Here is an 11,596-nt window from a genome sequence, read left to right on the forward strand (position 1 = left end):
CGCATCATGTTCGGCCACGCACTCGGCATCACGGATATCTGGACCTACGTGTTCGGCGTGATCTTCATCATCCTGCTGCCGGGGCCGAACTCGATGTACGTGCTGTCGCTCGCGGCGCAGCGCGGCGTGAAGGCCGGCTATCGCGCGGCCTGCGGTGTGTTCCTCGGCGACACGGTGCTGATGGTGCTGTCCGCCGCGGGCGTCGCGTCGCTGCTGAAGGCGAACCCGCTGCTGTTCTCCGTCGTCAAGTACGGCGGCGCCGCGTACCTGCTGTACATCGGTACCGGGATGCTGCGCAGCGCGTGGCGCAAGCTGCGCGCGCGCGCCGATGCGCCGGCCGACGCGCCCCGTGCGGTCGACGGCGAACGGCCGTTCCGCAAGGCGCTGATCGTGAGCCTCCTGAATCCGAAGGCGATCCTGTTCTTCATCTCGTTCTTCATCCAGTTCGTCGACCCGGCATTCCCGCATCCCGCGCTGTCGTTCGTCGTGCTCGGGGCGATCGCGCAAGGCGCGAGCTTCCTGTACCTGAGCACGCTGATCTTCGCGGGTGCACGGCTCGCCGAGCATTTTCGCCGCCGCCGCAAGCTCGCGGCGGGTGCGGCGAGCAGCGTGGGCGGCCTGTTCATCGGTTTCTCGGTGAAGCTGGCGCTCGCCACCATGAGCTGAGCGCGGCCTGCCGACTGACGACAACGCCGCGACAAAGATTACTTACTGAATTCACAAGCCATGCCAAAACGCACAGACATCAAAAGCATCCTCATCATCGGCGCCGGCCCGATCATCATCGGCCAGGCTTGCGAGTTCGACTATTCGGGCGCGCAGGCTTGCAAGGCGCTGCGTGAAGAGGGCTACAAGGTCGTCCTCGTGAACAGCAACCCGGCGACGATCATGACCGACCCGAACACGGCCGACGTCACGTACATCGAGCCGATCACGTGGGAAGTCGTCGCGCGCATCATCGAGAAGGAGCGCCCGGACGCGATCCTGCCGACGATGGGCGGCCAGACCGCGCTGAACTGCGCGCTCGACCTGCACCACCACGGCGTGCTCGAGAAGTTCGGCGTCGAACTGATCGGCGCGTCGCCGGAAGCGATCGACAAGGCGGAAGACCGCCAGAAGTTCAAGGACGCGATGACCAAGATCGGTCTCGGTTCCGCGAAGTCGGGCGTCGCGCACTCGATGGAAGAGGCGACCCAGGTGCACGCCGAGATCATGGCGCTCACCGGCGGCAGCGGCTACCCGGTCGTGATCCGTCCGTCGTTCACGCTCGGCGGTTCCGGCGGCGGCATCGCGTACAACCGCGAAGAGTTCGAAGAGATCTGCCGGCGCGGCCTCGACCTGTCGCCCACGCGCGAACTGCTGATCGAGGAATCGCTGCTCGGCTGGAAGGAATACGAGATGGAAGTCGTGCGCGACCGCGCCGACAACTGCATCATCGTGTGCTCGATCGAAAACCTCGACCCGATGGGCGTGCACACCGGCGACTCGATCACGGTCGCGCCGGCGCAGACGCTCACCGACAAGGAATACCAGATCCTGCGTAACGCATCGCTCGCGGTGCTGCGCGAGATCGGCGTCGACACGGGCGGCTCGAACGTGCAGTTCTCGATCAACCCGAAGGACGGCCGCATGGTCGTCATCGAGATGAACCCGCGCGTGTCGCGTTCGTCGGCGCTCGCATCGAAGGCGACGGGCTTCCCGATCGCGAAGGTCGCGGCGAAGCTGGCGGTCGGCTACACGCTCGACGAGCTGAAGAACGAGATCACCGGCGGCCAGACGCCGGCATCGTTCGAGCCGACGATCGACTACGTCGTCACGAAGATCCCGCGCTTCGCTTTCGAGAAGTTCCGCGAAGCGGATTCGCGCCTGACGACGCAGATGAAGTCGGTCGGCGAAGTGATGGCGATCGGCCGCACGTTCCAGGAATCGTTCCAGAAGGCGCTGCGCGGCCTCGAGGTCGGCGTCGACGGTCTCGACGAGAAGTCGACCGACCGCGACGAGATCGCGATCGAGATCCACGAGCCGGGCCCGGACCGCATCTGGTACGTCGGCGATGCATTCCGCATCGGCATGACGGCCCAGGAAATCTTCGCGGAAACCGCGATCGACCCGTGGTTCCTCGAGCAGATCGAGCAGATCATCAACAAGGAAAAGGCGCTCGCGGGCCGCACGCTCGCGTCGCTGACGTTCGACGAGCTGCGCTACCTGAAGCAGAGCGGCTTCTCCGACCGCCGCCTCGCGAAGCTGCTCGGCGCGACGCCGGCCGACGTGCGTGCGCGCCGTCTCGAACTGAACGTGCGCCCGGTCTACAAGCGCGTCGACACCTGCGCGGCCGAGTTCGCGACCAAGACGGCCTACATGTACTCGACCTACGAGGAAGAGTGCGAGGCGCAGCCGACCACCAACAAGAAGATCATGGTGCTGGGCGGCGGCCCGAACCGGATCGGGCAGGGCATCGAGTTCGACTACTGCTGCGTGCACGCGGCGCTCGCGATGCGCGAGGACGGCTACGAAACGATCATGGTCAACTGCAACCCGGAAACGGTGTCGACCGACTATGACACGTCCGACCGCCTGTACTTCGAGCCGCTGACGCTGGAAGACGTGCTCGAGATCGTCGACAAGGAAAAGCCGGTCGGCGTGATCGTCCAGTACGGCGGCCAGACGCCGCTGAAGCTCGCGCTCGACCTCGAGGCGCACGGCGTGCCGATCGTCGGCACGTCGCCGGACATGATCGACGCGGCCGAAGACCGCGAACGCTTCCAGAAGCTGCTGCAGGACCTCGGCCTGCGCCAGCCGCCGAACCGCACCGCGCGCGCCGAAGACGAAGCGCTCGCGCTGGCGGCCGAAATCGGCTATCCGCTCGTCGTGCGCCCGTCGTACGTGCTGGGCGGCCGCGCGATGGAAATCGTCCACGAGCCGCGCGACCTCGAGCGCTACATGCGCGAGGCCGTGAAGGTGTCGAACGATTCGCCGGTGCTGCTCGACCGCTTCCTGAACGACGCGATCGAATGCGACGTCGACTGCATCTGCGACGGCGAATCGGTGTTCATCGGCGGCGTGATGGAGCACATCGAGCAGGCGGGTGTCCACTCGGGCGACTCGGCATGCTCGCTGCCGCCGTACTCGCTGTCGAAGGAAACCGTTGCCGAGCTGAAGCGCCAGACGGGCGCGATGGCGAAGGCGCTGAACGTGGTCGGCCTGATGAACGTGCAGTTCGCGATCCAGCAAGTGCCGCAGGCGGACGGTTCGAAGCAGGACGTCATCTACGTGCTCGAAGTGAACCCGCGCGCGTCGCGCACGGTGCCGTACGTGTCGAAGGCGACCAGCCTGCCGCTCGCGAAGATCGCGGCGCGTGCGATGGTCGGCCAGAAGCTCGTGCAGCAGGGCGTGACGAAGGAAGTCGAGCCGCCGTACTTCAGCGTGAAGGAAGCGGTGTTCCCGTTCGTCAAGTTCCCGACCGTCGATCCGGTCCTCGGGCCTGAAATGCGTTCGACCGGCGAAGTGATGGGTGTCGGCCAGACGTTCGGCGAAGCGCTGTTCAAGTCGCAGCTCGCGGCCGGTTCGCGCCTGCCGGAGTCGGGCACGGTGCTGCTGACCGTGATGGATGCGGATAAGCCGAAGGCGGTCGAAGTCGCGCGCATGCTGCACGACCTCGGCTACCCGATCGTCGCGACCAAGGGCACGGCTGCCGCGATCGAAGCGGCCGGCGTGCCGGTGAAGGTCGTGAACAAGGTGAAGGACGGCCGTCCGCACATCGTCGACATGATCAAGAACGGCGAGATCGCACTCGTGTTCACGACGGTCGACGAGACGCGCCAGGCGATCGCCGATTCGCGTTCGATCCGCATGAGCGCGCAGGCGCACAAGGTCACGTACTATACGACCATGTCCGGCGCGCGCGCGGCCGTCGAGGGCCTGCGCTACCTGAAGGATCTGGAAGTCTATGATTTACAAGGTCTTCACGCTCGCCTAAACTAAGCAGTCAGTTACCTGTCGAAGCAACACGTGCCGCGATTAAGCGGTGTTTCCGGTTCGCCGGAAATACGTTTAATCGCGGTGATTTTTTTTATAGCCGTTTTTAGCGATTGAGCCGTTTATGAGCACCATTCCGTTGACAAAGCGTGGCGCAGGGCAACTGCGCGATGAATTGCAGCGCCTCAAGTCCGTCGAGCGGCCGGCCGTGATCAACGCGATCGCGGAGGCCCGCGCACAGGGCGATCTGTCCGAAAACGCCGAATACGACGCCGCGAAGGAAAAGCAGGGCTTCATCGAGGGTCGCATCGCGGAACTCGAATCGAAGCTGTCCGCCGCGCAAGTCATCGATCCGACGGTGCTCGACGCCGACGGCCGCGTGGTGTTCGCCGCGACGGTCGAACTCGAGGATCTCGAGTCCGGCGACACCGTCAAGTACCAGATCGTCGGCGACGACGAAGCCGATATCGATCACGGCCTGATCTCGGTCAGCTCGCCGATCGCGCGCGCGCTGATCGGCAAGTCCGAAGGCGACGTCGCGGCCGTGCAGGCGCCGAGCGGCGTGCGCGAGTACGAAATCATCTCGGTCAGCTACATCTGAAGCGGGGCGACGTGATGCCGCATCGCGTGTTCCGTCTGCTGTCGGCCGTGTGGGTCGGCAGCCTGCTGACGATCGGGTATGCGGTCGCACCCGTGCTGTTCAAGACGCTGGAGCGGATGACGGCCGGCTCGGTCGCCGCCCAGCTGTTCCGCATCGAGGCGATCCTCGGTGTCGTATGCGGCGTGCTGCTGCTCGCGCTGTCGAACCAGCAGGTGCGGCGCGGCAGCGGCGATTATCGTCGCGTGCGCTGGATCGTCGCGGCGATGGTCGCGTGCGTGCTGGTCGGGTATTTTGCGCTGCAGCCGTTCATGAACGCGCTGCGGGTGGCCGCGATGGAAGCGGGCACCGATATCGCGAACTCGCCGTATGCGAGCCGCTTCGGGATGCTGCACGGCGTCTCGAGCCTGTTCTATCTCGTCGAGAGCGTGCTGGGGCTGGTGCTGATCTGGCGTCTGCCAGCGCGCGACGCCTGAATGGCCTGAGCGCCGCTCGGGCAGGGCGGCACGGGATGCCCCGTGCCGCGCGGCAGGATTACTTGCCCTGGTGCGGCCGCTTCGTGCTGGCCTGACGCTTTTTCGCGCGCTTCACGGTGCCGCCCGCCGTCACGCGCTCGTTACCGCGCACGACGACCTTGGTCGGCTTCGGGCGGCGCACGGGGCTCGCGTTCGGCGACACCTTGATGACCTTGACGGTGCGCGGTGCACGGCCTTTCTTGTCGTCGACGGCTTCGGCCGCGCTCGGCAGCGTGCCGGCACGGCGGCCGCGGGCCGGGGCCGCCACGGCAGCTTCGGGCTTCCAGATCACCAGCAGCTTGCCGATGTGCTGGATCGGCGCCGCGCTCAGGCGGTCGCAGATCTCGTCGTAAATGGCGACGCGCTCGTCGCGCTCGTCACCGAACACACGGATCTTGATCAGCTGGTGCGCGGCGAGGTGCACCTTGATTTCCTTCAGCACGGCGTCGGTGAGCCCTTCGGCGCCGATCAGCACGACGGGCTTGAGCGCATGGGCCTGGGAGCGCAGCGCGGAGCGCTCGGCGGGGGAAAGCGAAAGGGCGGGCATGGAAATGTCGAAATCTAAATAGGGGCGCGCTGCGTCAGAAGCGAATCGCGGGAAGTTACCGCATCAGCCGCGCGCCGAAACCACGTAAAATCGCGGCTTGGGCCCTGGAAGGGGCCGCAGCCGCGCGAAGAAGACGCGTATTATCCGCCAAAAGCACGGCTTCACGAAGCAAATAGCAGCAATCTCTCTCTCGAATGGCAAAAAACCGCTTTAACCAGCACTGGCTGCACGACCACATCAACGACCCGTACGTCAAAATGGCGCAGCGGGAGGGCTATCGCGCGCGTGCCGCGTACAAGCTGAAGGAAATCGACGAGCAGGACAAGCTGATCCGTCCGGGCCAGGTGATCGTCGACCTCGGCGCGACGCCGGGCAGCTGGAGCCAGTATGCCCGCAACAAGCTCGCGCAGGGCAAGAAGCGCGATGCGGAGCGCGAAGGCGGCATCGACGGCACGATCGTGGCGCTCGACATCCTGCCGATGGAGCCGATCGCCGACGTCCACTTCCTGCAGGGCGACTTTCGCGAGGACGAGGTCCTCCACCGGCTCGAGGAAGTGCTCGAAGGTCGCTCGGTGGACCTTGTTATTTCCGACATGGCCCCCAACCTCTCCGGCGTGGCCTCGGCGGACGCGGCGCGCATCGAGCATCTGTGCGATCTGGCGCTCGAATTCGCGCAGAACCATCTGAAGCCGGACGGTGCGCTGCTCGTGAAGTGTTTTCACGGCAGCGGCTACAGCCAGATCGTCGAAAAGTTCAAACAGCAGTTTAAGGTCGTCGCGCCGCGCAAGCCGAAGGCGTCCCGCGACAAATCGTCCGAAACGTTCATTTTGGGTCGGCATCTGAAGCATCCGCGTTGACGCGGAGCGGGGTGCCGCAAACGGGCTCCGGCCCTTGCCAGACAAGCGAAGCGCTATCGCGGCGGTTGTCAATGCTTATGGCGGGGGTGGTCGGACTGGATTAGAATGACCGAGGGGCGCCGCAAGGTAAATGTAGGCGCTCGTCTACGAGTGAAGGAGTGGTGCTTTGAACAACAATATGTTTTCGAAGGCAGCAGTGTGGCTGGTGATCGCACTGGTGCTGTTTACGGTGTTCAAGCAGTTCGACAAGCCCCGCGTCCAGGAAGGCGTGTCCTATTCGCAGTTCATGGACGACGCCAAGAACGGCAAGGTCAAGAACGTCATCGTTCAGGGGCGCAACCTCACCGTCACTCCGGCTGATGGCCAGAAATACCAGATCGTGTCGCCCGGCGACATCTGGATGGTCGGCGATCTGATGAAGTACGGCGTGCAGGTCAGCGGCAAGGCGGACGACGAGCCGAACGCGCTGATGTCCGCGCTGTACTACCTCGGGCCGACGATCCTGATCATCGTGTTCTGGTTCTACATGATGAGGCAGATGCAGGGGGGCGGCAAAGGCGGCGCATTCTCGTTCGGGAAATCGCGTGCGCGGCTGATCGACGAGAACAACAACGCGGTGAACTTCTCCGACGTCGCGGGCTGCGACGAAGCGAAGGAAGAAGTGTCCGAACTCGTCGACTTCCTGCGCGACCCGCAGAAATTCCAGAAGCTGGGCGGTCGCATTCCGCGCGGCGTGCTGCTCGTCGGCCCTCCGGGTACCGGCAAGACGCTGCTGGCCCGCGCGATCGCCGGTGAAGCGAAGGTGCCGTTCTTCAGCATCTCGGGTTCCGACTTCGTCGAAATGTTCGTCGGCGTCGGCGCGGCCCGTGTGCGCGACATGTTCGAGCAGGCGAAGAAGCACGCGCCGTGCATCGTGTTCATCGACGAAATCGACGCGGTCGGCCGTCATCGCGGCGCCGGCATGGGCGGCGGCAACGACGAACGCGAGCAGACGCTGAACCAGATGCTGGTCGAGATGGACGGCTTCGAAGCGAACTCGGGCGTGATCGTGATCGCCGCGACCAACCGTTCCGACGTGCTCGACAAGGCGCTGCTGCGTCCGGGCCGTTTCGACCGCCAGGTCTATGTCGGCCTGCCGGACATCCGCGGCCGCGAGCAGATCATGCGCGTGCACCTGCGCAAGGTGCCGATCGCGAACGACGTCGACGCAGCGGTCATCGCACGCGGCACGCCGGGCTTCTCGGGCGCCGATCTCGCGAACCTCGTGAACGAAGCGGCGCTGTTCGCCGCCCGCCGCGGCAAGCGCATCGTCGAGATGCAGGATTTCGAGGACGCGAAGGACAAGATCTTCATGGGTCCGGAGCGCAAGTCGGCGGTGATTCGCGAGGAAGCGAAGCGTGCGACGGCTTACCACGAGTCGGGCCACGCGGTGATCGCGAAGCTGCTGCCGAAGGCCGACCCGGTGCACAAGGTCACGATCATCCCGCGCGGTCGCGCGCTGGGCGTCACGTGGCAGTTGCCGGAGCATGACAACGAGACCTACTCGAAGGATTACCTGCTCGACCGCCTGGCGATCCTGTTCGGCGGCCGCGTGGCCGAGGAGCTGTTCCTGAACCTGATCAGCACCGGCGCGTCGGACGACTTCAACAAGGCGACGCAGACGGCGCGCGCGATGGTGGCCCGCTTCGGCATGACCGACGCGCTCGGACCGATGGTCTACGTCGACGACGAGAGCGACAACGGCCCGTTCGGCCGCGGCTTCACGCGCACGATCTCGGAAGCGACGCAGCAGAAGGTCGACGGCGAAATCCGCCGCGTGCTCGACGAACAGTACGGCCTTGCGCGCCGCCTGCTCGAAGAGAACCGCGACAAGGTCGAGGCAATGACGGCCGCGCTGATGGAGTGGGAAACGATCGACGCCGATCAGATCAATGACATCATGGAAGGGCGTCCGCCGCGCTCGCCGAAGAGCTCGCCGGCTGTCGGCGGCGATTCCTCGGGTGGCGGCACGGCCGCCGAAGTGAAGCCCGGCAACGCGCCGGCGCCTGCTTCGCCGGCCTGACCTCCGCTGTAGCACTGTTCACGGGCTGGTGTGGCTTCACACCGGCCCGTTTTGCATTCCGTTTTTGCGTTCATCAACGCCTCCCGCCCGTGCCCGATTCCGCAGTTTCAGCATCCATTCCCGCGCCGCTCCAGTGCGGCCGCTTCTCGCTGACGTTCGAACGCCCGCTCGTGATGGGCATCCTCAACGCCACGCCCGATTCGTTCTCCGACGGCGGCCGCTTCCTCGCGCGCGACGATGCGCTGCGCCAGGCCGAGCGGATGATCGCCGAAGGCGTCGACCTGATCGACATCGGCGGCGAGTCGACGCGTCCCGGTGCGCCGCCCGTACCGCTCGACGAGGAACTCGCGCGCGTGATCCCGCTCGTCGAAGCGCTGCGGCCGCTGAACGTGCCGCTGTCGATCGACACCTACAAGCCGGCCGTGATGCGCGCGGCGCTCGCAGCCGGCGCGGACCTGATCAACGACATCTGGGGGTTCCGTCAACCGGGCGCGATCGACGCGGTGCGCGAGGGCAACAGCGGACTGTGCGCGATGCACATGCTCGGCGAGCCGCAGACGATGCAGGTCGGCGAGCCCGACTACGGCGACGTCGTGACCGAGGTACGCGACTTTCTCGCCGCGCGCACACAGGCGCTGCGCGACGCGGGCGTCGCGCCGGAACGGATCTGCGTCGATCCGGGCTTCGGGTTCGGCAAGGCGGTGGTCGACGACAACTACGCGCTGCTGGCCGCGTTGCCGGACACGGCGCCCGCGCGGCCCGACGGGCGCGCGTATCCGATTCTCGCGGGCATGTCGCGCAAGTCGATGCTCGGCGCGGTGATCGGCGGCAAGCCGCCGATGGAACGCGTCGCGGCAAGCGTGGCGGCCGCGTTGTGCGCGGTCGGGCGCGGCGCGGCGATCGTGCGCGTGCACGATGTCGCGGCGACGGTCGATGCGCTGAAGGTCTGGAACGCCGTGCGCGAAGCCGCGCGGCAACGATAAGTCAGAAATCAGAAAGACGAAGGAGGAAGGTTCGCCATGGGACGTCGATATTTCGGCACGGACGGCATTCGCGGCACGGTGGGCGAGGCGCCCATCACGCCTGATTTCGTGTTGCGTCTCGGCTATGCAGCCGGCAAGGTACTGGCCGGTGCGGCCGACGGCGCGGCGGGTGCGCGTCCGACGGTGCTGATCGGCAAGGACACGCGCGTGTCGGGCTACATGCTCGAGGCCGCACTCGAAGCCGGCTTTTCGGCGGCAGGCGTCGACGTGATGCTGGCCGGCCCGATGCCGACACCGGGCGTCGCGTACCTGACGCGCGCGCTGCGCCTGTCGGCCGGCGTCGTGATCAGCGCATCGCACAACCCGTATCAGGACAACGGGATCAAGTTCTTCTCCGCCGACGGCAACAAGCTGCCCGACGATACCGAGGCCGAGATCGAGGCGTGGCTCGACAAGCCGCTCGAATGCGCGTCGTCGGACCGGCTCGGCAAGGCACGCCGCCTCGACGACGCGGCCGGCCGCTACATCGAGTTCTGCAAGAGCACGTTCCCGGCCGCCTACGACCTGCGCGGGCTGAAGCTCGTGATCGACTGCGCGCACGGCGCCGCGTACCAGATCGCGCCGCACGTGTTCCACGAACTCGGCGCGGACGTGATCCCGATCGGCGTCGCGCCGAACGGCTTCAACATCAACGACGGTGTCGGCGCGACGGCGCCTGACGCACTGGTGCGTGCGGTGCGGGCGAACCATGCGGATCTCGGTATCGCGCTCGACGGCGACGCGGACCGCCTGCAGGTGGTCGATTCGACGGGCCGGCTGTACAACGGCGACGAGCTGCTCTACGTGCTCGTAAAGGACCGGATCGCGACCGCCGGCAAGGTCGACGGCGCGGTCGGCACGCTGATGACGAACCTCGCGGTCGAGGTCGCGTTGCAGCGCGAGGGCGTGGAATTCGTGCGGGCGGCGGTCGGCGACCGCTACGTGCTCGAACAGCTGCGCGAGCGCGGCTGGCAGCTCGGCGCGGAAGGCTCGGGCCACATCCTGTCGCTCGACCGCCATTCGACCGGCGACGGCATCGTGTCGGCGCTGCTCGTGCTGGCCGCGCTCAAGCGCAGCGGCCGCACGCTCGCGCAGATGCTGGACGGCGTCACGCTGTTTCCGCAGAAGCTGATCAACGTGCGGATGAAGCCGGGTGCAGACTGGAAGGGCAACGCATCGATTCGTGCGGCGATCGATGCGGCCGAAGGCGCGCTGGCCGGCCACGGCCGCGTGCTGATCCGCGCATCGGGCACCGAGCCCGTGCTGCGCGTGATGGTCGAGGCGCGGCATGCCGCCGACGCGACCCGTCACGCGGAAGCGATCGCCGACGCGGTGCGCGCGGCGACCAGCTGAGCCGGAAGGGTGACAGCGCGCAACGGTCGCCGGCCGTGTGCGCGCCGCCGCTCCGGCGATTCGACATGCGGCGCCTGCGGGCGCCGCAATTCGTCAGACGCAAAGGTTTGCGCTATTAGATAGAGGGTGATTCCGACGCGGATTTCGTCTGACCAAAGAAATCCTCCGACCCTGAATCGTGACGGCTGCGGCCAGGGGCTTTCCGGCCCGTGCGCGCTGCGATACGATTCGCGCGCACCCCGCATCGGCGGGTGCCGAGTGGCGCCTTCCTGACCGGCAATTCTTGCCGCCAACCCCGCCGCGCCTGGCCTGCACGGCCGCCCGAACCGGGCCCGCTACACCCTTTCAACCAGTCATGTTACTGTCACGCCAGTTTCATCGATTGTCACATTATCGTCATGAGGAGCCCCTAACCTTCGCGGTGCCGTAGTCATCCGCTCACACACTGGAGGTCTCATGAAATTGATGCAAACCGCGATTGCCGGCCTGGCTGGCGCGCTTTTCGCAGTCGCCGCGCAAGCTGCCGACATCACGGGCGCGGGCAGCACGTTCGCGATGCCGATCTATACGAAATGGGCTGCCGACTACCAGCAGTCCGGCGGCGCGAAGGTGAACTACCAAGGTATCGGTTCGTCGGGCGGCCTGAAACAGATCAACGCGAAGACGG

The 11,596-nt window shown here is 66.1% G+C and carries 9 protein-coding genes and 1 pseudogene; 9 read left to right on the top strand and 1 reads right to left on the bottom strand.

The features are described from left to right. The first annotated feature begins 6 nt into the window (after positions 1–6). The 4 genes from leuE (at position 7) to U5771_RS18955 (ending at position 5,049) form a co-directional block, all read left to right on the top strand. Positions 7–666, top strand: coding sequence for a leucine efflux protein LeuE (gene leuE / locus U5771_RS18940; protein WP_322025383.1), 660 nt, complete (start codon positions 7–9; stop codon positions 664–666). Positions 667–726: 60 nt separating this feature from the next. Then, positions 727–3,981 (top strand): carbamoyl-phosphate synthase large subunit, encoded by a 3,255-nt coding sequence (gene carB / locus U5771_RS18945; RefSeq protein ID WP_322025384.1) that lies wholly within the window; start codon positions 727–729, stop codon positions 3,979–3,981. A 118-nt stretch (positions 3,982–4,099) separates the two neighbouring features. Beyond that, positions 4,100–4,576: a transcription elongation factor GreA gene (gene greA, locus U5771_RS18950; RefSeq protein ID WP_014897431.1), complete on the top strand. Its 477-nt coding sequence runs from the start codon at positions 4,100–4,102 to the stop codon at positions 4,574–4,576. Positions 4,577–4,590: 14 nt separating this feature from the next. Next, positions 4,591–5,049 (top strand): DUF4149 domain-containing protein, encoded by a 459-nt coding sequence (locus U5771_RS18955; protein WP_322025396.1) that lies wholly within the window; start codon positions 4,591–4,593, stop codon positions 5,047–5,049. A gap of 58 nt (positions 5,050–5,107) precedes the next feature. On the opposite strand, the gene U5771_RS18960 is transcribed toward U5771_RS18955, so the two are convergent. Continuing rightward, positions 5,108–5,635: a YhbY family RNA-binding protein gene (locus U5771_RS18960; RefSeq protein WP_124665180.1), complete on the bottom strand. Its 528-nt coding sequence runs from the start codon at positions 5,633–5,635 to the stop codon at positions 5,108–5,110. Positions 5,636–5,829: 194 nt separating this feature from the next. On the opposite strand from U5771_RS18960, the gene U5771_RS18965 reads away from it, so the two are divergent. From U5771_RS18965 to U5771_RS18985, 5 genes and pseudogenes are all read left to right on the top strand, one after another. Beyond that, entirely contained in the window at positions 5,830–6,492 is a 663-nt protein-coding gene (locus tag U5771_RS18965) for an RlmE family RNA methyltransferase (RefSeq protein ID WP_322025385.1), read from the top strand. Positions 6,493–6,658: 166 nt separating this feature from the next. Next, positions 6,659–8,554, top strand: coding sequence for an ATP-dependent zinc metalloprotease FtsH (gene ftsH, locus U5771_RS18970; RefSeq protein ID WP_321804873.1), 1,896 nt, complete (start codon positions 6,659–6,661; stop codon positions 8,552–8,554). Between the two features lie 89 nt (positions 8,555–8,643). Then, positions 8,644–9,537, top strand: a complete 894-nt coding sequence (folP, locus tag U5771_RS18975) for a dihydropteroate synthase (RefSeq protein WP_322025386.1) — start codon at positions 8,644–8,646, stop codon at positions 9,535–9,537. Positions 9,538–9,573: 36 nt separating this feature from the next. Then, entirely contained in the window at positions 9,574–10,929 is a 1,356-nt protein-coding gene (gene glmM, locus U5771_RS18980; RefSeq protein ID WP_322025387.1) for a phosphoglucosamine mutase, read from the top strand. A gap of 456 nt (positions 10,930–11,385) precedes the next feature. Then, positions 11,386–11,596, top strand: a pseudogene (locus tag U5771_RS18985) (substrate-binding domain-containing protein); the annotation flags it as partial.

It is taken from the genome of Burkholderia sp. BCC1977 (genome assembly GCF_905339595.1).
Lineage (GTDB): Bacteria > Pseudomonadota > Gammaproteobacteria > Burkholderiales > Burkholderiaceae > Burkholderia.

Coding starts and splice junctions, on each gene's coding strand:
- glmM (WP_322025387.1), top strand. CDS start 9,574: ATGGGACGTCGATATTTCGGCACGGACGGCATTCGCGGCACGGTGGGC.
- U5771_RS18955 (WP_322025396.1), top strand. CDS start 4,591: ATGCCGCATCGCGTGTTCCGTCTGCTGTCGGCCGTGTGGGTCGGCAGC.
- U5771_RS18965 (WP_322025385.1), top strand. CDS start 5,830: ATGGCAAAAAACCGCTTTAACCAGCACTGGCTGCACGACCACATCAAC.
- U5771_RS18960 (WP_124665180.1), bottom strand. CDS start 5,635: ATGCCCGCCCTTTCGCTTTCCCCCGCCGAGCGCTCCGCGCTGCGCTCC.
- greA (WP_014897431.1), top strand. CDS start 4,100: ATGAGCACCATTCCGTTGACAAAGCGTGGCGCAGGGCAACTGCGCGAT.
- carB (WP_322025384.1), top strand. CDS start 727: ATGCCAAAACGCACAGACATCAAAAGCATCCTCATCATCGGCGCCGGC.
- leuE (WP_322025383.1), top strand. CDS start 7: ATGTTCGGCCACGCACTCGGCATCACGGATATCTGGACCTACGTGTTC.